We start from the raw sequence: 21,878 nt of genomic DNA on the forward strand, positions 1-21,878 counted from the left end.
CGTCAAAGCGTGGTGACCTTGATGCGCGCATAGATCGCCCCCTGATCGTTGCCCACCAGCCGCACCTCGCGGTAGCCGGCCAGGCCATGCCAGATATCGTCGTGTTCATCGATCTGATCCGGCTCGCGCTGCGGCAGACCGAGCACCGCGAGGCTGGTCGCCGCCAATGGCAGCTCGCCGGACGACAGCGGCACGGTGATCCAGTCGGCCTTGTCGGCGATGTACGTGATCTCGACACCGATGCCGTTGTAGCGGCAGCGCTCCGAGAACTCGCCGGGCTCGCAACGCTGCGGCTCGCCGAGCACCTTGCTCACTGCAGCACGCGGCTTGCCGGCGATCGCAACGATGTCGATCAGCGAGGCCGCGGCGCCGGAAGTCGCGGGCTTTTCGAAAACGGCTTCGTAGTCGAAGCGATCCGCCGCCCCACGTACGTGATACCACCAGCCGCCAGCCGCAACGATCAGCAGCACGGCGATCAGCGCGAAGATCTTCCTCATCGCTCTCTCCCTGAATCGGCTCACTGTACCAGCGGCCTGCGGGCTTGACGCTCGTGGAATAATGACAGCTGATCACCGGCCTCCTCATGCACTTCGCCCTGCTTCTCGCCACGCTCGCTGCCCTGCTCAGTGGACCGCTGCTGTACGGCTGGGCGCAGCGGCGCTCGGCCGTGCTGGCCTTCCTCGACGGCTTCCTGTTCGTCAGCATCTTCGGCCTCGTGCTGATCGAAGCAGTGCCCGGCACGTTCAGCGCCGGCGGCCGCTGGAGCGCGTTGTTCCTCGTGACCGGTCTGCTCGGCCCGACGCTGCTCGAGAACTGGCTGAGCCGCGCGCGCCGCGAAGCGCATCTGGTCGCCCTGCTGCTGGCCATGCTCGGGCTGGTCGTGCACAGCCTTGGCGACGGCGTGGCGCTGTCGGCGGGCGGCGATGCGCATATCGCCATCGCGCTGCCACTGGCCGTCGCCCTGCACAGCGTGCCGGTCGGCCTGATGGTCTGGTGGCTGCTGTTTCCGGTGTTCGGCCGCTGGCCACCGCTGTTGGCCATTCTGGCGATGTGTGCCGGCACGATCGCCGGCTTCCGCTACGGCCCGGCGCTCGGCGCCCTGCTCGGCGCAACCGGCTGGGCCTGGTTCCAGGCACTGGTTGCCGGCACCATCCTGCACGTCGTGTTCGGGCGTCCACACATCGATCCGGACGCGCATCATCCCTCGGCGCCGCGATTCGAAGGCCTCGGCAATCTCTGCGCTCTGGCCGGCCTGGTCGTGCTCGCACGGCTCGATACCGACGCCCTGCCGGCCGCCGAACTGTTCAGCCACTTCACCCGGCTGGCAGCGGCCGTGGCGCCGTGGCTGATCGCGGCACACGTGCTTCATGGCCTCAGTGCGATCGGCAAAGGCCTGCCGGCGGCCTGGCAGCGCGGCGCGGCACGATCGGTCGACGCCAGTGCAATCTGGGTGGTGCTGGCGCTGCTGCTCGCGGCGTTCCTGGGCGCCCATCTCGGCCACGGTTTCGCGCCATTGCCGACGCCAGCCGTACCGGACGCCCTGCATCTCGGCGCGCTGGTCGCGCTGGTCGCGCTCTATGCCGCATCGCTGCTGCGCTGCGGTGGCCGCGCCTGGATCGCGCGCGCGCTGCCGCATCCGCGGCACGACCACGAGCACGCGCACTGAATACGGTACGCAGGCCCGTAGGCGCTCGATCCGCGCCGCGGCTCAGTCCGCGATGCGGGCGATCTTGATCGCAAGCTCCAGGGCTTGCTCGTAGTTGAGGCGCGGATCGACCTGCGACTTGTACGCCCGTTCCAGATCCTCGTGCGACAGGTTGCGTGCGCCGCCCGTGCACTCGGTGACGTCCTCGCCGGTCAGTTCCAGATGCATGCCGCCCAGCGTCGAGCCGCAGGCCTTGTGCAGCGCGAACGCCTGTTCGACTTCCGACATGATGCGATCGAAGGGCCGCGTCTTCAGGCCGTTCGGCGTCGACACGGTATTGCCGTGCATCGGGTCGCACATCCACAGCACCTGATGACCGGCCTTGCGCACGGCTTCGATCAGGCGCGGCAGATGATCTGCGATCTTGTCGGCTCCCATGCGGTGAATCAGGGTCAGACGTCCGGCTTCGTTGTCCGGATTCAGCACGCGGCACAGATCGAGCACCCACTCCGTCGTCATCGTCGGGCTGACCTTGACGCCCATCGGATTTCGGATGCCACGACAGTATTCGACGTGCGCGCCGCCGAGGTCGGCCGTGCGCATGCCGATCCACGGGAAATGCGTGGACAGGTTGTACCAGCCCGGGGCGCGCGGCACCTGCCGGGTCTGCGCCTGTTCGGCCCACAGCAGCAGCGCTTCATGCGAAGTGTAGAAATCGACACGCGAGAAATCGCTGACCCTGCCGCCGGCCAGCGTCTCCATGAAGCGCACGGAATCGCCCAGGGTATCGACCATGCGCTGATAGTCGGCGGCCAGCGGTGAATGCTGAACCCAATCGAGATCCCAGTATTCCGGGTGGTGCAGATCGGCGAAGCCGCCGTCGATCAGGCCGCGCACGAAATTGATCGTCATCGCCGAACGCATGTGGCCTTCGAGCAGGCGCTGCGGATCGGGAATGCGCGCCGCGGCGCTGAAGCCCGGGGCATTGACCAGATCGCCGCGATAGCTCGGCAGCGTGACGCCGTCCCGCGTCTCCAGATCGGCCGAACGCGGCTTGGCGTACTGCCCGGCAAAGCGGCCGATGCGCAGCACCCGCTTGCGCATGCCGTGCACCAGCACCAGTGACATCTGCAGCAGTACCTTGAGGCGATTGGCGATCACGTCCGAGCGGCAGTCCGCGAACGATTCGGCGCAGTCGCCGCCCTGCAGCACGAACAGCTCGCCGGCCTGCGCACGCGCAATCTGCGCCTTGAGGCTGTTGACCTCCCAGGACGTGACCAGCGGCGGCAGGCTGCGCAGCTGGGCCAGTGCCGCCTGCAGCGCATCGGCATCCGGATAGTTCGGCTGCTGGGCGGCAGGCCTGTCCTGCCAGGAATCGGGGCGCCAGTCGGGCGCGATGACGGGGCTCACGTTGACTTCGTCGTTGACCGGAAAGGCGCGGATTATAGGGACTGATCCGCTCGGCGGCCCATGAGGCCGCGCGAGGCCACCACCGGCATTCAGTCGAAGCGATAGGCGGACACTGTCGTCTCCATCACGCGGTCGCTGAAGATGCAGCGGCCGACGCCGCCCGGCGCCGCGCCGGCCGCGACCATCAGCGGCAGCAGGTGCTCTTCGGCGCGCGGTGGATGCGACAGGCGCGCGTCAGGGGCTTCGTCCCAACGCGCAAGCCGCGCTTCACGCTCGGCCGGAGCGGCCTCGACCGCCGCCGTCAGCCAGCTGTCGAAGCGCTCGGAGACCGGACCGAAGCGCGGATCGCCGTAGGCGCGCATGTTGTGAAAGCTCATGCCGCTGCCGACGATCAGCACGCCTTCGTTGCGCAATGCGGCCAGCGCGCGGCCGGCAGCGAGATGCGCGGCCGCATCCATCGACGCCATCAGCGAGAGCTGCACGACCGGCACATCGGCCGCCGGCAGGACCAGCTTCAGCGGAATGAAGACGCCGTGGTCATAGCCGCGCTGCGCGTCATCGGCGGCGGGCAGCGCCTGCGCCTCCAGCAATGTCCGCACGCGCGCGGCCAGCACCGGTGCGCCGGGCGCGCCGTAACGCAGCTGATAAGTGTGCTCGGGAAAGCCGTAGTAGTCGTAGATCAGCGGTGGCTGCGGATGACTGCCGACCGTGAAGGCGGCTTCGAGCCAGTGCGCGGAAATCAGCAGCACGGCGCGTGGCCTCGCCGGCAGGGTTGCGACCAGACCGCGCAGGAAATCCGCCATGCGATCCCAGATGCCGGGCGGATTCCAGTCCATGAAAAAGCAAGGGCCGCCGCCATGCGGAATGTACAGGCTGGGCTGACGAAGCGGATCGCGATCGGACATGGGGGCGGATACTCCGGAGTGCGTTGCGTTTTCAGATGCCGGGCACGCCATCGCGGATGCGCTGCGAAAAGGCAGGGTCCTGATCGGCAAGCCAGGCGCGCGTGTTGATGCAGCCGGCGCGGCGCAGCGTGGCCAGATCGACACCCGGTGTCAGACCGCCGAGGCCGGCGATGTATTCCGGCAGGCGGCCGGACAGCAACAGCCGGTAATCCAGCGGCAAACGGCCGACGATGCGGCGCAGCATCTCGAACACCACGGTGGTGCAGTTCGCGGTTGCGGTGTTGTACCAGCGCGGCCGGCGGCGCAGGCTCTCGGCCTCGGCGAGATACGCGAGAAACAGCGAGCGGATTGCGTCCGGCGGCAGGGCGATGCGGTACAGGTAGACATCTTCGCGCCGCAGGTTCGATCGCAGGCGCACGATGTCGCGCTCGTCGGCGGCGACCAGGCCGGTTTCGAACTTGCGGAAGAAGCCGCCCAGCGCCGAATACGCTTCGCCGTGTTCCTTGCGGATCTCGATCGAGAACGCCAGATAGCGATCGTCGGCGAAACCGAACGAGACCAGCACATGGGCGATCAGCGGCCCGGTCCAGTACGACAGCAGGGCATCGACCGAACGCAGCTGGCCGAGATCGTACTGGCGCGTCTCCCAGCGCGCGCTGTAGTCGCCGAGGCTGCGCCATTCGAAATTGCGCACGTTTTCCAGGGTGACGATATCGCCGACGACGCGGCTGCCAAGCTGACGGGCGACATCATCGGCCCAGACGCGGGTATTCGAGGGCCTTATCGTCCGCCACCAGGCGAGCAGCACGGTCATGGCAATCGCGCCGACCACCAGCGCCGCTCCCGCATGTCCGCTCCAAGGCAGCACGGTCACCAGCAGACCCATCACGATCCACGCACCGATCATCCAGCCTCTGCCCGGACCGCGCGCCGGCAGCTGATAGCCGAGCGCAAGGCCGCCCCAGGCGGTCGCCGACAGCGACAGCAGCGAGCCCAGCCACAGCAGGCTCAAATGCAGCAGCACGTCCGGCCAGGCCGGTGCACGAACGAAAACCGCCGCCGCGCGTCGACGACAGCACCGCCGGCATCGATCAGCCTGATGGTGTTTTGCATGGCCGGCATTCTGGCATCAAGACCCGGCTTGGCGTCGCGAACCGGCGGAAAGCCCACGGCGCGATCCGCTTCCAAAGCGGTTTCAGCCCTTTTTGCCGCCGACCAGTTGCCCGATCAGATCCATCGGCAGCGGAAACACGATCGTCGAATTGTGCTCGCCGGCGATGTCGATCAACGTCTGCAGATAACGCAGCTGGATCGCCAGCGGCTCGCGCGCGAGCAGCGCCGCGGCTTCGGTCAGCCTCTGCGCGGCCTGCATTTCACCCTCGGCGTGAATCACCTTGGCACGCCGAGTACGCTCGGCTTCCGCCTGCCGGGCGATCGCGCGAATCATGCTCTCGTCGATGTCGACATGCTTGATCTCGACCGTGCTCACTTTGACACCCCAGGGATCGCTCTGCTCGTCGAGGATGATCTGGATGTCGTTGTTGAGCTTGTCGCGGGCACTGAGCATTTCGTCGAGATCGTGCTGGCCGAGCACCGAGCGCAAGGTGGTCTGCGCCAGCTGGCTGATGGCGTCGTAATACACGGCGACCTTGAGCGTGGCCTTGGCCGGATCGACGACGCGGAAGTAGACGACGGCATTGACCTTGACCGAGACGTTGTCGCGCGAGATCACGTCCTGCGAGGGCACGTCCATGACGATGGTGCGCAGATCGACCTTGAGCATGCGCTGCACCAGTGGAATCAGGACGATCAGACCCGGACCCTTGGTGCCGGTATAGCGCCCGAGCGTCAGCACGACGCCTCGTTCGTATTCGTTGAGCACGCGCAGCGCCAGCATCAGCGCGGCGACGATCAACGCGAGCAGTGTCACCAGTGCGGTCGGCATGTGCTTTCTCCTGTCAGGTGGTTCCGGATGACGCGAAGGGTTCGACCACGAGCGTCAGCCCGTCGCGATCGACGATGCGCACGGTGTCGCCGGGCGCCAGCGCACGCGTTGCCGCGATGCGCCAGCGCTCACCGTGGAAGCGCGCCCAGCCTTCATGGCAACTGCCGTCGACCGACTGTACCTGCACCGTGCTGCCGATGAACTCGGCGCTGCCCTTGCCGGATGCAGCACGGCGCACGCGCCAGACGAAGTACAGGGTCAGCGCCATGATCATAGCGACAGCGATCGCAAGGCCGAGACCCAGCGCCAGATCGAACCCGTGACCCGCACCTGCCCCCATCAACGTGATCGAGCCGGTCACGAACGCGACGAGACCGCCGACACCGAGCACGCCGAAACTCGGCACGGTCGCCTCCGCGAACAACAGCATCAGCCCCAGCACCATCAGCGCAAGCCCGCGGTAGTCGATCGGCAGCACCTGCACCGCGAACAGCCACAGCAGCAGACAGCTCGCGCCGACCACGCCGGGCAGGGTTGCGCCGGGATGCAGCGCTTCGAGCAGCAAGCCGTAGATGCCGGCCAGCAGCAGCAGATAGGCCACGATGGGCCTCGCGATCAGGCCCAGCAGGCGATCGCGCCAGCCCGGGTCCAGCATGACGATGCGGGCTCCGACGATGTTCGGCGCCGGTGCCGGAATCGCGCCCGTCGCGACGTTGCCGACCGGCGCACCGCGCGCCGCATCGGCAGCCTGCAGCCCGATGCCGCCGTGCACGGTCGGCCCCGCGGGGTCGGCATCGGGAGCGACGTCCGCGCGACCGGCGGCGGCGATCAAACCGGCACACAAGGCGAACAGCAGCGCACACATCCTCATCGGCACTCGCTCCATCCGGGCGAAACCCGAATCCACCTTACTCCTGTTTCGAGGGCCCGCAAGGCAATCGAAATCGCCGTGGCCAAGCGGTTCGGCAGCCCCGGATGCGGTCCGGTTTCGGAGATAATCGCGGCGATGAAGAATCCGAACGTTCAGGCGCACACGCCGCTGATGCAGCAGTACCTCGGCATCAAATCGCAGCACCCCGATACGCTGGTGCTGTTTCGCATGGGCGATTTCTACGAACTGTTCTATGACGATGCGCGCCGTGCCGCGCAACTGCTCAACATCACGTTGACGCGGCGCGGCGAATCGGCTGGATTGCCGGTGATCATGGCCGGTGTGCCGCATCACGCGCTGGAGCAGTATCTGGCGCGGCTGATCAAGGCCGGCGAGTCGGTGGTAATCGCCGAACAGGTCGGCGAAGTCGGCGCCGAGAAAGGTCCGGTACGGCGCGAGGTGGCGCGCATCGTCACGCCGGGCACGGCGACCGACGATGCGCTGCTTGACGCGCGCGCGCAAACGCTGCTTGCCGCCGTCTGTTCCACCGACCAGAACTACGGCCTGGCCTGGCTGGAACTGTCGTCCGGTCGCTTCAGTGTGCTGCAGACCGCGTCGCTCGCCGAGCTGCACGCCGAGCTGTTCCGCCTGCAGGCCAGCGAGCTGCTGGCGCCGGACGGCTTTTCCGGCGACTACGACGGCTTTCGCCCGCGCAGCCGGCCGATCTGGCATTTCGACTCGGCGTCGGCGTACCGCCTGCTGACTGAACAATTCCAGACGCGCGATCTGCGCGGCTTCGGCGCCGAAGGGCTGGGCGCCGCGATCGCCGCCGCCGGCGCGCTGCTGCAGTACGTGCAGGAAACGCAGAAGAGCAGCCTGCCGCACCTGCGCAGCCTGCGCGTCGAGACGCCGGGCGATGCCCTGATCCTCGATGCGGCAACGCGCCGCAATCTCGAGATCGATCGCTCGCTGTCCGGCAGCCACGATCACACATTGCTGCGGGTCGTCGACACCTGCGTGACGGCGATGGGGGCACGCGCGCTGCAACGCTGGCTGACGCGACCGCTGCGCAGCCATGCCGCGCTCGAGGCCCGCTACGACGCCGTCGCCCAGCTCGCCGAGGCGCAGGTGCGCGGCAGCGGCGACGAGATGCTGCGCGCGGCGCTGCGCGACATCACCGACGTCGAACGCATACTGGCGCGCATCGCACTGCGCTCGGCGCGCCCGCGCGATCTGGCCGGCCTGAGTGCGAGTCTGGCCAGCCTGCCGAACGTGGTCGACGCACTCGCCGGGATCGACGCACCGCTGCTGCACGAGCTCGGCGAGCGGCTCGGCGAACACGGCGCGCTGTGCGCGCAGCTGCGGGCGGCGCTTGCCGATGAACTGCCGTTGCTGGCGCGCGACGGCGGCGTGTTCCGCAGCGGCTTCGACGCCGACCTCGATCGGCTACGCGGCCTGTCCGAGAACGCCGATGGCTTTCTCGTCGATCTCGAGGCCCGCGAACGTCAGCGCAGCGGCATCGAGACGCTCAAGGTCGGCTACAACCGCGTGCACGGCTACTACCTCGAAGCCGGCAAGACGCATGCAGCGAAGATTCCGGCCGATTACACGCGCCGCCAGACACTGACAAATTACGAGCGCTACATCACCGAGGAACTCAAGCAGTTCGAGGACCAGGTGCTGTCGGCACGCGACCGGGCTCTGGCCCGCGAAAAACAGTTGTACGAAACGCTGCTCGACCGGATTGCGGCCGACCTCGCGCCGCTGCAGACCATGGCGCAGGCGATCGCCGAACTCGACGTGCTGGCCTGCTTCGCCGACACCGCTCGGCGAAGCAAATGGTGTCGCCCGCAGCTGCTTGCGGAGCCCTGCCTGACGATCCGCGCCGGCCGCCATCCGGTCGTCGAGGCGAGCCTGCAGACGCCATTCGTGCCGAACGATCTCACGCTCGGCGACACCGCCCGACTGCTGGTGATCACCGGTCCGAACATGGGTGGCAAGTCCACGTACATGCGGCAGACCGCGCTGATCGTGTTGCTCGCGCACGCCGGCTGCTTCGTGCCGGCCGACGCCGCGACGATCGGTCCGATCGATCGCATCTTCACGCGTATCGGCGCCGCCGACGATCTGGCGTCGGGACAATCGACCTTCATGGTCGAAATGAGCGAGACCGCCAACATCCTGCATAACGCGACGCGCGAATCGCTGGTGCTGATGGACGAGATCGGTCGCGGTACCTCGACCTACGACGGGCTGTCGCTGGCACGCGCGGTTGCCGAATTTCTCGCCACCGACGTGCGCGCATTCGCGCTGTTCGCCACCCACTACTTCGAGCTGACGGCGCTGGCCGACACCCTGCCCGGCGTCGCCAACGTCCATCTCGACGCCGCGGAATACAGCGACGCGCAGGGTGAACGACTGGTCTTCCTACACAACGTCAAGGCCGGCCCCGCCAACCGCTCGTTCGGCCTGCAGGTCGCCGCGCTGGCCGGCGTGCCGCAGGCCGTGATCCGCGCCGCTCGCGGTCATCTGCAGACGCTGGAGAATCGGCCGCAGGTCGATGCCGGTCTGCCGCTTCCGGCCAACCCGGTCCGCGCCGCGGACAAGCCGCAGCTGTCCCTGTTCGCGCCGGCCTCGCCGTCGGCGGCGATGAAACTGCTCGACGCGCTGGAACCGGACGCGCTGTCGCCACGCGATGCCCTCGATGCACTGTACGAACTGAAGAAAACCCGGCGCCGCGAGCTGTAGCGGCGCCGACCGACGCCTGCGGAGGTTTCATGAGCACGCCATTCGCGACCACGCCTGCAACGCCGTACTACGCCGTGATCTTCAGTTCGCTGCGCTCGGCCGCGTCAGCCGGCTATGAACAGACCGCGGCGCGCATGCTGGAACTTGCCGCCGGACAGGACGGCTTTCTGGGCGCCGAAAGCTGCCGCGGCGCCGACGGCTTCGGCATCACCGTCTCGTACTGGCGCAGCGAAGCGGCAATCGCCGCCTGGAAGCAGCAGGCCGAACATCGCATCGCCCGCGAGACAGGGCGTCGCGACTGGTATCGGCATTACGAGATTCGCGTCGCCAAAGTCGAACGCGCCTACGGCGGTCCGCCGACCTAGCCGGCGCCATCGTCGACTTCGATCAGATCGCGGCATCTTTCCGGGAAAAGATAGTGAAGATATAATCAGTAAAACTGACTTTCTACTGATTGCCCGTGTCCAGCGAAAAACCCGACCTCGCGTCGCTGGTGCCGCCCGAGTTCCGCGGCCATCTCGGCTTTCTGCTGAGCAAGGCGCATCGTGCCCTGCTGTCCGAGATCGAAACCGTGTTCGCGGACGAGCTGTCGATCCGGCATTTCGCGATTCTCAGCGTCCTCCACCACCGTGGCGGCCTGCGGCAGACCGACATCGCCGGCGTCATCGGCATCGATCGCACGACGACCATGAAGATCGTCGACGAACTCGAACAGAGCGGCATGGTGCGGCGCTCGCCGCATTCCGAAGACCGCCGCGCCAATGCTCTGGACCTGACCGACAAGGGGCGTGCCTGGCGCGAACGCATGCTGCCGGGCGTGATCGAGCAGGAGGCCGTGTTCCTGGACTCGCTGAGCGAGGGCGAACGCACGCTGCTGCAGGAACTGCTGCTGCGCCTGGTCACGGCGTCCTTCGACCGTAAGCGTACTAATTGTCATCAACCATGATAAAGATCGTCCCCCGCCACTGGCGGTATCCGTGTTTGCCGGCCGTGTTCGGCCTGCTGCTCGGCGGCCTGCTGCCGTATTCGGCACTTGCCGACGACGCGGCGCCGGCGGCGCTGAGCCTGCATGACGTCATCACCCGCGCCGTGCAGATGGCGCCACCGCAGCGGATTGCCGAGGCGTCGCTGGCGCTCGCGCAGGCGCAGCAGGACGCCAGCCGTGCAAACCTGCTGCCACAGATCGGGGTTTCGGTGTCGCAACTGCGCCAGACCACCAATCCGGCCACCCTCGGCTTCAACTTCCCCGGCCTGCCGTCGCTGATCGGTCCGTACTCGGTGTTCGATGCACGCATCAAGGCATCGCAGAAGCTGGTCGACTTCGCGGCCGCCGCGGAACTGAGCAGTGCCGAGTTCGGCACGCGTGCGGCCGCAGCGCAGGCCGAAGCCAGCCGTGAATCGATCGCCAGCCACGCCGCGCTGGCCTACATCCAGGTGCTCGGCAGCGAGGAAATGCTGGCGAGCGCGCGGGCCGATCTCGGCCTTGCCAATGATCTGCTGAGCTTGTCGCGCGATCAGCAGAAGGCCGGCATTGCATCGGGTGTCGACGTCGCGCGTGCGGAAACGGCAGTCGCCCAGGATCGCTATGCCGTATCGGAATCCGAGACCGCGATCGCACAGGCGCGCCTGCAGCTGCAGCGACTGGCGGTACTGCCGATGGACCAGCCGCTGAAACTGTCGGGCGATCTCGATCACGCGGCAGCGCCGGAACTCGATATTGCGCATGCCCTGCAAACCGCCGACAGCCAGCGGCCGGAGCTGGTCGCGATCGACGCGTCGATCCGGCAGGCCGATGCCGAACTGTCGGCGGCAAAACGGCGGCGCCTGCCAACGCTGTCGCTGGTGGCCGACTACGGCCTGTCGTCGAATACACCGGGCCAGAACGACGAAGACACGTATCGATACGGCGCCACCATCGATCTGCCGCTGTACGCAGGCGGCGCGATCAAGGCTCAGGAAGATGCCGCGAAGCTGCGCCTCGAACAGCAGCGCATCCAGCTCGAAGACCTTCGCCAGCAGATCGAGCAGGACGTACGTCTGGCGATCGCCACCGCCGCCGCAAGCCGCGAGCAGGTGCGGGCGGCGCTGTCGGCGCGCGATCTCGCCGAGCGCGAACTGGAACTGGCACGCGATCGTTTCAGCAATGGCGTGGCCGACAACGTCGACGTGATCCGTGCACAGACCAGCCTCGCGCGCGCGCGCGCGCAGGCGATTGCCGCGCAGGCGGCGTACCAGCAGGCACGCGTCAACCTCGCGGCCGCGCAGGGCAAGGCGCGGCAATTCGATCTTTGAACAGGGCTGCGACCCGGGCGTCGCAGCTTGAACCGAAACGGAACAGGCACAGACAACGATGAACAAGGAACAGGAGGCGCGATCTTCGCGCAAGCCGCTGCTGATCGGGATCGCCGGCATCGTCGCGGTGATCGCCGCGGTCGCCTGGTGGATCTCGCGAGGTTACGAATCGACCGACGATGCGTTCATCCAGGCCGACATCACGATGGTGGCGCCGCGCGTCAGCGGCACCGTGATCGCCATCCATGTCGATGACAATCAGGCGGTGCACGCCGGCGATCCCCTGTTCGAGCTCGATCCTGCCGACTACATCACGCATGTCCGTCAGGCCGAGGCCAATCTCGCTGCCGCGCAGGCGCAGGCGCAATCGGCGCAGGCCGATCTGACGATCACGCAGACCAGCGCGCCGGCAATGGTCGCGCAATCGCAGGCAGCGCTGGTGGCCGCACGCGCGCAGGCCGAACGTGCGCAGGCCGATGCCAGGCGCTACGAGTCGCTGTACGCCAAGGACGAGATCTCGCAGCAGACGCTCGATCAGGCGCGCACCACGGCGCGCGCACTGAAGGCGCAGGCCGATCAGGCTGCCGCACAGCTGACGGCGTCGCAGACCACGACCGAACAGCTCGGCGCCAAGCAGGCGCAGCTTGCCGCGGCACAGGCGGCCGTGGCGCAGGCGCAGGCAGCGCTCGATCAGGCAAAACTGCAGCTCTCGTACACCAGGGTTGCCGCCCCCAGCGACGGCCGCGTCACGCGCAAGAACCTGCAACCGGGCTCGCAGCTGCAGGCCGGCAGTCCGGTGCTGGCGCTGGTCGGCACGACGCCCTGGATCGTTGCCAATTTCAAGGAAACCCAGTTGCGCCACATGCGCGTCGGCCAGCCGGTCAGCGTGGAGATCGATGCCTACTCCGGGCAGAAATTCAGCGCGCGCGTCGACAGCGTGCAGGCCGGAACCGGTTCGGCCTTCAGTCTGCTGCCGGCCGAAAATGCCAGCGGCAACTTCGTGAAGGTGGTGCAGCGCGTACCGGTCAAGCTGGTCTTCGATCCCCTGCCGTCACCCGAGCTGCATCTGGCGCCGGGCATGTCGGTGGTGCCGAAGGTCGACATCCGCGATGACAGCGGCACCCGCCTCGCGCAGAAGGCCGGCTGAAATGGCGGCGGCCAGCAACGCGCCGTCGGCAATGCCGAAAGGGCCGTACCTGATCGCGTTCGTCTGCGGCATGGCGGCGTTCATGGAGGTGCTCGACACCGCCATCGCCAACGTGTCGCTGGTCCATATCGCCGGCTCGCTGTCCGCGAGCCGCGACGAAGCGACCTGGGTGCTGACCTCGTATCTGGTGTCCAACGCCATCATCCTGCCGATGACCGGCTGGCTGGCCGACACGATCGGCCGCAAACGCTACTACCTGATCTCGATGTCGCTGTTCACGCTGGCATCCGTGTTGTGCGGTCTCGCAACTTCGCTGCCGGCCTTGATCTTCTTCCGCATCCTGCAGGGCATCGCCGGCGGCGCCTTGCAGCCGGTCTCGCAATCGATACTCGCGGATTCGTTTCTGCCGTCTCAGCGCAGCATGGCGATGGCAATCTACGGCATGGCCGTGGTTTCCGGCCCGGCGATCGGTCCGACACTGGGTGGTTACATCACCGATCACTTCAGCTGGCACTGGATCTTCCTGATCAATGCCCCGGTCGGCCTGATGCTGATCTCGATGGCCGGCGCGCTGCTTCACGATTCGCCGGCACAAATCGCCGTCCAGCAGCGGCGCAAGGAGCACGGATTCCGCGTCGACTACGTCGGCTTCGCGCTGATCGTGCTGAGCATGGGCGCCTTGCAGATCATGATGGACAAGGGTCAGCAGGAAGACTGGCTGAACTCCGATTTCATCGTCGGCCTGCTCGCGACGTTCGTCGTCGCCACGGCGCTGCTGGTCTATCGCGAGCTCAATCACGAACATCCGATCGTCAATCTGCGCCTGCTGGCCAATCCCAATTTCGCGGTCGCGAATCTGATGATCGTGGCGATGGGCGTCACGCTGCTCGGCACGACCCTGCTGATGCCGCAGTTCATGCAGGTGCTGCTGGGGTACTCGGCGCTCGACGCCGGCATGGTGATGTCGCCGGCAGCCGTGATGAGCGTGCTGATGATGCCGCTGATGGCGCGCCTGTCGACGCGCGTCGAACCCAGGATACTCTGCACGATCGGCTTCGTCGGCATCGCGCTGTCGATGCTCGCGCTGACGACGCTGAGCCTCGACGTCAGCAACATGCGCCTAGTGATGCTGCGCGTGTTCACGACCTTCGGCGTGTCCTTCATCTTCGTTCCGATCCAGGGACTCGCGTATGCCGGCATTGCGCCGCAGGAAATCGGCAGCGCCAGCGCGATCATCAACCTGATGCGCAACATCGGCGGCGGTCTCGGCATCTCGATCGTCACGACCTATCTGGCACGTTCGACGCAGATCGAGCAAAGCCATCTCGTCGATCGCGTCAGCGTCCTCGATCCGGCGTATCAGAGCAGCGTGCACGCGCTGGGCGGCGCCATGGGCAGCGAGCAACTCGCACAGGCTTCGATTGCCGGCGAAGTGGCGCGTCAGGCCGGCAACCTCGCCTTCATCGACGTCTTCTATTTCCTCGCCGGCACTGCCGTGCTGCTGATTCCGATCATCTGGCTGTCGCGCCGCGTCGATCCACACCACGCCGCCCCGGAAGGCGCGCACTGAGCGCAGGCGATCAACTTGCTTGCATGCTGCGCACGAAGTCTTCGAGCCGCCGTCCGGCTGCGTCCGGAAACTGCGCGCCGCTCGACGTCGCCGTCGTGATGCGATCGACCCGGAAGTTGCGGAAGTCCTGACGCAGCTCGCACCACGCGCCGAGCAACCAGACGTCGCCCCAGAAAAACAGGCCCAGCGGCCAGACCGCCCTCGCCGAGCGTTGCCCGCGCTCGTCGCCGTAGTCGAGGATCAGCACGTCCCGGGCGGCGATCGCACGGCGCAGCCCGTCGAGCAAGGGGCCGATCCTCGCTGCATACGAGGCCGCCACGTCCGGGGCGTACAGCGGCGTGCGCTCCAGCGCAATGCGCTCGCGCTCCGGCAACGCCGCAGCGAGCTTCGCCCACACGGAACCGACACCGCGGCGCAGCTCGGGGCTGCCCCAGGCCTGCAGCATGCGCAGCCCGGTCGCGAGCGCTTCGATTTCCTCGCGCGTGAACATCAACGGCGGCAGATCGAAATGCGGCGACAGCCGGTAGCCGACACCCGCTTCTCCCTCGATCGGCACGCCGGTGAGACTGAGGTCTCGCACGTCGCGATAGATCGTGCGCTCGGAGACCGACAGCCAGCCGGCCAGCTGCGTGGCCGTCGTCAGACGACGGCCACGCAGGTATTGCACGATCTGGAACAGGCGGTCGGCGCGGCGCATGCGGCAGTGTGCCGCAAGTCGCGTCAGCGGACTTTCGCCGGATCGAAATGCGGGTTGTAGATCAGGCTCAGGCGATTGCCGTTCGGGTCGAGCACGCTGGCGACCTTGATGCCGTCACCAACATCCTGAATCGCGTCGCAGGGTCGCGCGCCAAGCGCGACGATGCGTGCATGCTCCTGTTCGATGTCGGCGACGCCCCAGTAGGCGCGGGTGCCGTCGGCCGAAGCCGTCGCGTCCGGCAGCAGGCCGATCTCGAAGCCACCGACTTCGAAGCCGACATAGAACGGCTGGTCGAAATACGGATCGACGCCGAGCAGCTGACGATAGAAATTCTTCGCGGCAGCCAGATCCGGCGAAGGATAGATGGCGGTGCGCAAGCCCTTGATCATGGCGAAACTCCGGTTTTGTCGAGGAGTCCGCAGTATCGGCAAGGCCTGCTGACAGCCTCCTGTCAGCAGGCCAACGACCGGATCGGCCGGGTCAGCTTACGGGCGCGCGAGTTCGGCCGGGACGAACTGTTCGATGACGGCCTTTTCGAGCAGCTTCGGCGGCAACAGGCCCTGCGCCAGCAGGAAATCGTGGAAACGCTGGCGATTGAACTTGTCGCCCAGCGCCAGCTCGGCCTTCGCGCGGATACCCATGATGGCCTGATAGCCGACGAAGTACGCGGTCGCCTGCCCGGGCGAACGGAACACGTAACGATCGGTTTCCGCCTGCGCCATCGCCGGCGACAGACAGACCTGCTTCTGCAGGAAGGCGTTGACCTCGTCCGGCGTGATGCGGCCGAGATTGACCATCGGATCGAGGAAGGCGCGCGCCGCGCGCATCAGGCGCAGCTGCAGGCCGATCAGCTGACCGTCCAGCGGAAAAGTCGGCTTCATCTCGGCTTCCGCGTACAAGGCCCAGCCCTCGACATTGACGCTGTTGAACGCGAACACCGCGCGGGCCGTCGACACGCCCTTCTCGATCATCGCCGCGAACTGCAGCTCGTGACCGGGGCGCGCCTCGTGTGCGGTCAATGTCCAGGCCGCGGCCTTGAACGTGAAATCGTCCATCTTCATGTCGCTGCGCCCGGCTTTGCCCGGCACGTTCAGCGGCAACACGAATTCGCCGTATTCGCCGGTATTGCCGATCAGTCGCGGCGGACTCATGAACGGCGCCGGAATCTGCGCCGACTCTGCTTCACTGGCAAGGCGGATCTTCGCTTCGCGCTGCGGCAGCGTGACGATGTGATCGCGGCGGATGCTGGCCTCGATCGCCTTCAGCGTATCGCGATACAGGGGCAGGATGGCATCGCCGCTGACCTGATCCTGCTTCAGCGCGTGGATCACGTCGCGATAGTCGGTCGACTTGTACCCTTTCTGCCGGGCCACCAGCGGCGCCAGTGCACGCATCTCGTTCTGGATTTCCACGAAGCTCAGTTGCGCGCGGCGAATCAATTCGTCCGGCGCCAGATCCTCGACGCCGACCTGCTTGAGATTGTCGGCATACAGCGCCGGCGGCAGACGGTGATCGGCGCGCGCGTGCGGCAGCAGATCCTTGCTCACCCAGTCGTCGTATGCGACGAGCTGCGCCTTGAGCGTGGCCAGCGGCGCCTCGTAGCCCTTGATGCCGGAATCGGCGAACAGCTTGGCAATGCCTTCGATGTAGCGCGGCGCGTCGGCCAGATCCTGTTCGACTTCACCCCGATACGGGCCAACCAGCTCGTTGTCGCCAAAACGTTCCTGCGTTCGGGCTTCGGCCAGCTCGGTGATCGCCGTGCTGCCCGGTTCGAGACCGGCATAGCGACGCAGACGCAGCAGTGCCGCAGCCTGACGTTCCTTCGGCACGCGCGGGTCGAGCAGCGCCCGGATGCCGCTGAACACCATGTTCGGCACGCCGTAGTACGGCAACAACAGTTGTTCGTTGAGCCGCGACGTCTCGATGTTGTCCTGCGCGGAATCGATCAGGATATCCAGATCCTGCAACACGGCCGGGTCACTGGTCCTGGCGCGACGCGCTTGCAGTTCATCGATCGCCTGTTGCAAGGCCTTGCGACTGCGCTCCTCCAGTTTCGGTCCCAGATCGACGACCTGTTCGTCATGACCGTCGACGCCGAGCTGGCCTGCACTTTCCGGACTGAAATCGGCCAGCACCTTGAGCAACACGTCGGCATTGCGATTGCTCTCGGCGACCCAGGCCGGCGGCTCGGCTGCGAACGCGGTGCCGCAACACAGGATCGCGACGATCCACAGCAGCTTTTTCATGCGCTTCTCCCCCTAAAGACTGCGCAGCGAATCACAGACCCGCGTTGTGCAGCAGGATTTTGACGATCAGCACCAGCACGCCGATGAAGACGCCGACCATGAGCAGACCGATGACGATGAAATGCAGAGGTTTGCCGCGGCTGAAATCGCGTTTGCGGTTCTTGCTGCTCTGCACGCCGAACATGGCAGCGGAGACGCTCTGCACGGTCTGCCATAGCGTCACCGCTTCAGCTTGGCGTTCGTCCTCGGGTCTGTCGGCACTCATGACGGGGCATTATCCGCGCCGCCGCCGGGTCTGAACAGGCGGAATCCCCTCAGCGGGTCGCTCAATAGTCGGCGAGGATCTTGCGCGACGCGGCGAGGTCGGCATCGGCCTTGGCCTGGATGTCGGAGACCAGCAGCTTTTCGAGCTTGCCGCCGAGCAGCGGCACCGAGCAGACGACTTCCCAGGCCAGGGTATTGGCGCTGCCCTTGCCCTCGTCGGCCAGACGCATGGCGGCACCGACCTTGAGCGGAATGCCGCGCAATTCGACTTCGAGGCGACCCGTCTTCTTCTTCAGATCCCAACTGTCGCGCTGCACGATGTTCATTTCGGCCGGCACGAATTTCTTCGCGAAGTCCGGCAAGGGAACGTCGGCAGTCGCCGTGTAGCGAATGCGGATCGTGAACTGATCCCCCTTCTTCTCGTGTTCCAGCACCTCGACATTGCGGAACCCGAGCTCCGCATACTTGCGCTCGAAGTACGCACGATCGCCGAACATCTTGATGACGGTCGACGAGGGTTTGTCGAAGCTCTGCTTCTGTTCGTATTTCATTTCGTTCCCCCTCAAAAAAAAGCCGCCGGATCGCTCCGGCGGCCTGATGTCACACAGCTCGATGCCGGCGCGCTCAGCGCGTCGTCATCTTCTGCACCGACGGCGCGGTGAAGTAGCTGTCGTTGAAGTGCACCGTCGCGTCGATCGGCTTGTCCTCGTTCCATGCCGCCGTGATGAAGTAACGACCGGAGTCGAAGTGGTAGATCACTTCCGGTACGGTCGTCGCCGCCTGGATGTTCGGCGCGCTGATGATGTGGCCTTCCTGGAACTGGAACAGGTCGCCACGGTTGTCGTAGTCGTCGACCGCGGCGATGGTCCATGCATCCTCGTCGATGTAGAAACGACGGGTCTTGAACGTGTGGCTGGTGCCCGGACGCAGTTCCGCCTCGACGACCCACACGCGATGCAGTTCGTAACGCGGCAGATCCTGGTTCAGGTGACGCGGACGCACGAGATCCTTGTACTTGACCGTGTTGCCGGCGATCTTGTTGGAGTCGTACGGGATGTACATCTCCTTCTTGCCGACGATCTTCCAGGTGTAGCGTTCGAGCACACCGTTGAACATGTCGACCTGGTCGTAGAACTGGTGACCGTCGGTGCCTTCATACGGGTTGTCGCAGCAGACCGTCGGCGCGCGGCGGATGCGCTTCAGACCCGGCGAGTACAGCCAGGCGGCGCGGCCATCGGCGCCGGTGCCGGTCTTGTCATGCACGAGAATGAAGGTGCCGGCCAGACGCGGCGGCGCCACCACGTGCGACAGATACTCGAGATATTCGCCGTTGGCCGAGTCGATCGGATGCGGATCCTTGATCGACGCGTACGGGAACTGCACGTCCTCGATGATCTTGGTGAGCTGATAGTCGCCGTTGTTCTGCACGATCATCTGGTTGTTGAAGCGGGTCACCGCTTCGCCGCGCCACTTCAGCTTGTGATTCCAGATCGGCTCGGCGCCGGTCTTCGGAATCGGGAACGGGAAACCTTCCTTGCAATTGTTCAGGGTATCGGTGCCCTGGATTTCGCAGGTGGTTGCGTTCTTGATCGTCGCGTCCTTGATCGACTTCGGCCAGTCGACCACGCGATGCGACGGATACACGTTCATCTTGTAGTCGCTGTACAGGTTCAGCAGTTTCTTGTGACCTTCGGTCAGCTGATCCGCGTACTTGGCCATGTTGGCCTTGGTGATCGTGAACAGCGGCTTTTCGGCGTCGATCTTCGGATTGTTCGGAAATTCGCCCTTCAGCGCGCCGCGCTGCGGTTCCGGCTCCCACGCCGGGATCGTGCCGTCCTTGTTGCCGGCGCGCTCGGCGCCGATGGGTGTCAGGGATTTGCCGAGTTCGGCGGCTTCCTGTGCGGAGACCTTTGCTGCGGCCTGGCCTGTCGTCAGAGCCAGGAACAGCGCTCCGGTCAAGAGTGCGTACTGCTTTTTCATCGTCGCTCTCCTCTGGGGATGGGAGACCGCTACAGCGGTCTTCGTTTCAAAGTTATCCATTGATGCTATCCAATCGCTGTCGCCGGGACAATCCAATCCGCGACAACGCTTCCATGTCTCTACGGCCTACAGGGTAACGCCGGATGCCGGTTCCTGATGTGCATCGTGCAGTGCAGCAAGCAATGCCGCGCGTCCGTCGACTTCGCTGCGCAAGGTCGCGAGCATGATGAAAACGCCGGCAAGCCGACGATGCAGGAACACGATTTCACGCGGCGGCACGCGGAAATGCACGGACAGCGCATTGGTCGCGGCGATCCGCCCGCTGCGCATCGGCAAGTCGCTGTCGCCCCAGCAATAGGCGCCATTCTTGTTGCGCAGCGTCCCCCCGGCAGCCTGGTCGTCGGCCGCCTCGAACGGCTCGACGATGGCCTCGCACATCGCTGCAAACGCGTCGAGTGCGCTGCGCGGCATCTTCTCGCTCATCAGGCCGATCGCGATCGCGCCGCGCAGCACCTGCTCGCGATCGCGCCGCAGCGAACCTTCGACGATATCGCTGTAGTTCTCGATGAATCCGCGTCCGAAGATGCGCGTCGCACCGAAGTCGAGCAGCACGATGCGATCGTCTTCGGCACGCTCGCCGACGCGGAACCGGTAATTGCCGAAGTGCGGATCGGACTGCACCATGCCCCAGCGGAAGAACTCGTTGAAGAACAGTTCGAGAAAGGCGCCGCCGAGGCGGTCCCGACGCGCCTGGCCGAGCTTCTGCACCCTGGCGTCGCGCACCGAGCAGTTGCTTTCGTAGCTGGTGGTCAGGATCTGCGGGCTGCTGTATTCGCTGATCACCTCGGGCACGACGAAGCGCGTGTCGCCGGCAAGCCGGGCGGCAAACTGCCGCGTGAAACCGGCTTCGGCTTCGTAATCGACCTCGCGGTACAGCATCTCGCGCACTTCGTTGAAGACCGGTTGCAGGTCCAGACCCTTGGGCGTCAGCCGCGTCATGATCAGCAGGCGGGACAAGGTGCGGATGTCGCTCTCGATCGCGTCGGCAACGCCCGGATACTGGATCTTCACGCACAGCTCGCGGCCGTCCTTCTTGCGCCGCGCACGATGCACCTGACCCAGCGAGGCCGCCGCCATCGCCTCGGTGTCGATGTCGAGTTCACGCAGGCGGCTGCGGCCGAGACTGCGCTCCAGCACCGGCGCGACCACGTTCCAAGCCACTGGCGGCGTGTCGTCCTGCAGCTGCGAGAGCACGACGACCGCTTCTTCCGGCAGGAAGTACTGGCCGTACAGCGACAGCATCTGGCCGGCCTTCATGACGCTGCCTTTCAGCTTGCCGAGCTCGTCGGCCAGGATCTGCGCCTGGCGTTCGTAGAACTCGCGATTGGCCGAATCGCGCGAGATTTCGCCACGGAAAATGTTGGCGAGGGAATGCGCCATGATCTTCGCGCCGGCGCCGACACCGAGCCGGGTCAACGCGATGCTGCGTTCCAGCGGCTTGGTCTTCAAAGCCACGATGCTAAGCTTCTGTCTGCCGTCCTCACGCGCTGCCATAAGCCATCCGGTCGTGAAATCCCTGAACGAAATTCTCTGGTCGCCGTCGCAACGCGATGCGTTCGCCGCCGATCTGGTCACGCTTGTCGATCGGCATCTGGCCGGCGTCCGCGGCTTGCGCGGCATCGGCCTGAAAACCGGCATGGCGGTGCTCAAGGCCGCCAAACCCGATCTGCTCGACGGAGCATTGCGTCGCAACGCGCCACAGTTTATCGCCGCGCTCGAACCGCTGTACGCGGAGTTCCAGCGCAGTGCCGATCGCGACTTCTCGGTATTCCTGCAGAAACATGCCGATGAAGGCCGCGACGCCCTGCTGGCGATGGCCGACGCGCGGCTCGAAAAGAGCCGCAACGGCGCCTTGCAATCCGCGTACCGCAAGATGCGCGGCAGCATCGAAAACGAGATCGGCGCAGCGATGCCGGCACTGGGAAAGCTGATTCGCGGCTACATGTGATCGCGCAAGAGGCAGGCGCGCAAGAAAAACCGGACGGCTGGTCGAACCGCCCGGTAATTTGGGAGTGATGCGAGCACTGGAGTGGCACTCAGGGCTTTGACGTTGCCGTTCCGGAAAAAGTTGCATCACCCGGAAATTATTTTCCTGCGG

21 protein-coding genes are annotated in these 21,878 nt (G+C 65.8%); 8 read left to right on the plus strand and 13 right to left on the minus strand.

Annotated features, from left to right (window positions below; all coding sequences use genetic code 11):
• Nucleotides 1–2 precede the first annotated feature (2 nt).
• Complete coding sequence (locus tag G7Y85_RS02800) at nucleotides 3–497, minus strand: hypothetical protein (RefSeq protein ID WP_166251324.1); 495 nt, start codon at nucleotides 495–497, stop codon at nucleotides 3–5.
• A gap of 86 nt (nucleotides 498–583) precedes the next feature.
• Between G7Y85_RS02800 and G7Y85_RS02805 the strand changes: the two genes are divergently transcribed.
• A complete protein-coding gene (locus G7Y85_RS02805; protein ID WP_166251327.1) occupies nucleotides 584–1,666 on the plus strand; it encodes a ZIP family metal transporter in 1,083 nt (360 codons plus the stop codon).
• A 42-nt stretch (nucleotides 1,667–1,708) separates the two neighbouring features.
• Here G7Y85_RS02805 and G7Y85_RS02810 read toward each other — a convergent pair whose 3' ends face one another.
• From G7Y85_RS02810 to G7Y85_RS02830, 5 genes are all read right to left on the minus strand, one after another.
• Nucleotides 1,709–3,055 (minus strand): class II 3-deoxy-7-phosphoheptulonate synthase, encoded by a 1,347-nt coding sequence (locus G7Y85_RS02810; protein WP_174839734.1) that lies wholly within the window; start codon nucleotides 3,053–3,055, stop codon nucleotides 1,709–1,711.
• A gap of 89 nt (nucleotides 3,056–3,144) precedes the next feature.
• Entirely contained in the window at nucleotides 3,145–3,960 is an 816-nt protein-coding gene (locus tag G7Y85_RS02815) for a DODA-type extradiol aromatic ring-opening family dioxygenase (RefSeq protein ID WP_166251330.1), read from the minus strand.
• Between the two features lie 31 nt (nucleotides 3,961–3,991).
• Complete coding sequence (locus tag G7Y85_RS02820; RefSeq protein WP_366514909.1) at nucleotides 3,992–4,984, minus strand: Lnb N-terminal periplasmic domain-containing protein; 993 nt, start codon at nucleotides 4,982–4,984, stop codon at nucleotides 3,992–3,994.
• A gap of 171 nt (nucleotides 4,985–5,155) precedes the next feature.
• Nucleotides 5,156–5,905: a slipin family protein gene (locus G7Y85_RS02825; protein WP_166251333.1), complete on the minus strand. Its 750-nt coding sequence runs from the start codon at nucleotides 5,903–5,905 to the stop codon at nucleotides 5,156–5,158.
• 13 nt (nucleotides 5,906–5,918) lie between these two features.
• On the minus strand, nucleotides 5,919–6,776 hold the full coding sequence (locus G7Y85_RS02830) for an NfeD family protein (protein ID WP_166251336.1): 858 nt from the start codon (nucleotides 6,774–6,776) through the stop codon (nucleotides 5,919–5,921).
• Nucleotides 6,777–6,911: 135 nt separating this feature from the next.
• Between G7Y85_RS02830 and mutS the strand changes: the two genes are divergently transcribed.
• The 6 genes from mutS to G7Y85_RS02860 all read left to right on the plus strand — a co-directional run bounded on the left by mutS (nucleotide 6,912) and on the right by G7Y85_RS02860 (nucleotide 14,533).
• Complete coding sequence (gene mutS, locus G7Y85_RS02835) at nucleotides 6,912–9,524, plus strand: DNA mismatch repair protein MutS (RefSeq protein ID WP_166251339.1); 2,613 nt, start codon at nucleotides 6,912–6,914, stop codon at nucleotides 9,522–9,524.
• A gap of 29 nt (nucleotides 9,525–9,553) precedes the next feature.
• Nucleotides 9,554–9,889 carry an antibiotic biosynthesis monooxygenase family protein gene (locus G7Y85_RS02840; RefSeq protein ID WP_166251342.1) on the plus strand — a complete coding sequence of 112 codons (336 nt, stop codon included), beginning with the start codon at nucleotides 9,554–9,556 and terminating at the stop codon, nucleotides 9,887–9,889.
• A 95-nt stretch (nucleotides 9,890–9,984) separates the two neighbouring features.
• Nucleotides 9,985–10,470: a MarR family winged helix-turn-helix transcriptional regulator gene (locus G7Y85_RS02845; protein WP_166251345.1), complete on the plus strand. Its 486-nt coding sequence runs from the start codon at nucleotides 9,985–9,987 to the stop codon at nucleotides 10,468–10,470.
• The gene (locus G7Y85_RS02850; protein WP_166251348.1) at nucleotides 10,467–11,816 is read left to right on the plus strand and encodes a TolC family protein; all 1,350 of its coding nucleotides are present in this window, start codon (nucleotides 10,467–10,469) and stop codon (nucleotides 11,814–11,816) included. The genes G7Y85_RS02845 and G7Y85_RS02850 overlap by 4 nt, the downstream gene beginning before the upstream one ends.
• Before the next feature lie 58 nt (nucleotides 11,817–11,874).
• A complete protein-coding gene (locus tag G7Y85_RS02855; RefSeq protein ID WP_166251351.1) occupies nucleotides 11,875–12,963 on the plus strand; it encodes an HlyD family secretion protein in 1,089 nt (362 codons plus the stop codon).
• A gap of 1 nt (nucleotide 12,964) precedes the next feature.
• A complete protein-coding gene (locus G7Y85_RS02860) occupies nucleotides 12,965–14,533 on the plus strand; it encodes a DHA2 family efflux MFS transporter permease subunit (protein WP_241695924.1) in 1,569 nt (522 codons plus the stop codon).
• A gap of 10 nt (nucleotides 14,534–14,543) precedes the next feature.
• Here G7Y85_RS02860 and G7Y85_RS02865 read toward each other — a convergent pair whose 3' ends face one another.
• The 7 genes from G7Y85_RS02865 to G7Y85_RS02895 form a co-directional block, all read right to left on the minus strand.
• Nucleotides 14,544–15,230, minus strand: a complete 687-nt coding sequence (locus tag G7Y85_RS02865; RefSeq protein WP_166251354.1) for a helix-turn-helix transcriptional regulator — start codon at nucleotides 15,228–15,230, stop codon at nucleotides 14,544–14,546.
• Between the two features lie 23 nt (nucleotides 15,231–15,253).
• The gene (locus tag G7Y85_RS02870) at nucleotides 15,254–15,619 is read right to left on the minus strand and encodes a VOC family protein (RefSeq protein ID WP_166251357.1); all 366 of its coding nucleotides are present in this window, start codon (nucleotides 15,617–15,619) and stop codon (nucleotides 15,254–15,256) included.
• A gap of 96 nt (nucleotides 15,620–15,715) precedes the next feature.
• Nucleotides 15,716–17,476 (minus strand): DUF885 domain-containing protein, encoded by a 1,761-nt coding sequence (locus tag G7Y85_RS02875; protein ID WP_166251360.1) that lies wholly within the window; start codon nucleotides 17,474–17,476, stop codon nucleotides 15,716–15,718.
• Between the two features lie 31 nt (nucleotides 17,477–17,507).
• Nucleotides 17,508–17,741, minus strand: a complete 234-nt coding sequence (locus G7Y85_RS02880; protein WP_166251363.1) for a DUF2970 domain-containing protein — start codon at nucleotides 17,739–17,741, stop codon at nucleotides 17,508–17,510.
• Between the two features lie 61 nt (nucleotides 17,742–17,802).
• Nucleotides 17,803–18,291, minus strand: a complete 489-nt coding sequence (locus G7Y85_RS02885) for a DUF2505 domain-containing protein (RefSeq protein WP_166251366.1) — start codon at nucleotides 18,289–18,291, stop codon at nucleotides 17,803–17,805.
• A 73-nt stretch (nucleotides 18,292–18,364) separates the two neighbouring features.
• A complete protein-coding gene (locus G7Y85_RS02890) occupies nucleotides 18,365–19,720 on the minus strand; it encodes a DUF1329 domain-containing protein (RefSeq protein WP_166251369.1) in 1,356 nt (451 codons plus the stop codon).
• Nucleotides 19,721–19,846: 126 nt separating this feature from the next.
• A complete protein-coding gene (locus tag G7Y85_RS02895) occupies nucleotides 19,847–21,235 on the minus strand; it encodes an ABC1 kinase family protein (RefSeq protein WP_366514910.1) in 1,389 nt (462 codons plus the stop codon).
• 52 nt (nucleotides 21,236–21,287) lie between these two features.
• Between G7Y85_RS02895 and G7Y85_RS02900 the strand changes: the two genes are divergently transcribed.
• Entirely contained in the window at nucleotides 21,288–21,728 is a 441-nt protein-coding gene (locus G7Y85_RS02900) for a DUF6918 family protein (protein WP_166251376.1), read from the plus strand.
• Nucleotides 21,729–21,878 lie beyond the last annotated feature (150 nt).

It is taken from the genome of Solimonas terrae (assembly GCF_011067135.1).
In the GTDB taxonomy this organism is placed as follows: domain Bacteria; phylum Pseudomonadota; class Gammaproteobacteria; order Nevskiales; family Nevskiaceae; genus Solimonas; species Solimonas terrae.

Coding starts and splice junctions, on each gene's coding strand:
- G7Y85_RS02840 (WP_166251342.1), top strand. CDS start 9,554: ATGAGCACGCCATTCGCGACCACGCCTGCAACGCCGTACTACGCCGTG.
- G7Y85_RS02880 (WP_166251363.1), bottom strand. CDS start 17,741: ATGAGTGCCGACAGACCCGAGGACGAACGCCAAGCTGAAGCGGTGACG.
- G7Y85_RS02815 (WP_166251330.1), bottom strand. CDS start 3,960: ATGTCCGATCGCGATCCGCTTCGTCAGCCCAGCCTGTACATTCCGCAT.
- G7Y85_RS02865 (WP_166251354.1), bottom strand. CDS start 15,230: ATGCGCCGCGCCGACCGCCTGTTCCAGATCGTGCAATACCTGCGTGGC.
- G7Y85_RS02860 (WP_241695924.1), top strand. CDS start 12,965: ATGGCGGCGGCCAGCAACGCGCCGTCGGCAATGCCGAAAGGGCCGTAC.
- G7Y85_RS02830 (WP_166251336.1), bottom strand. CDS start 6,776: ATGAGGATGTGTGCGCTGCTGTTCGCCTTGTGTGCCGGTTTGATCGCC.
- G7Y85_RS02825 (WP_166251333.1), bottom strand. CDS start 5,905: ATGCCGACCGCACTGGTGACACTGCTCGCGTTGATCGTCGCCGCGCTG.
- G7Y85_RS02850 (WP_166251348.1), top strand. CDS start 10,467: ATGATAAAGATCGTCCCCCGCCACTGGCGGTATCCGTGTTTGCCGGCC.
- G7Y85_RS02805 (WP_166251327.1), top strand. CDS start 584: ATGCACTTCGCCCTGCTTCTCGCCACGCTCGCTGCCCTGCTCAGTGGA.
- G7Y85_RS02800 (WP_166251324.1), bottom strand. CDS start 497: ATGAGGAAGATCTTCGCGCTGATCGCCGTGCTGCTGATCGTTGCGGCT.
- G7Y85_RS02890 (WP_166251369.1), bottom strand. CDS start 19,720: ATGAAAAAGCAGTACGCACTCTTGACCGGAGCGCTGTTCCTGGCTCTG.
- G7Y85_RS02875 (WP_166251360.1), bottom strand. CDS start 17,476: ATGAAAAAGCTGCTGTGGATCGTCGCGATCCTGTGTTGCGGCACCGCG.
- G7Y85_RS02855 (WP_166251351.1), top strand. CDS start 11,875: ATGAACAAGGAACAGGAGGCGCGATCTTCGCGCAAGCCGCTGCTGATC.
- G7Y85_RS02870 (WP_166251357.1), bottom strand. CDS start 15,619: ATGATCAAGGGCTTGCGCACCGCCATCTATCCTTCGCCGGATCTGGCT.
- G7Y85_RS02885 (WP_166251366.1), bottom strand. CDS start 18,291: ATGAAATACGAACAGAAGCAGAGCTTCGACAAACCCTCGTCGACCGTC.
- mutS (WP_166251339.1), top strand. CDS start 6,912: ATGAAGAATCCGAACGTTCAGGCGCACACGCCGCTGATGCAGCAGTAC.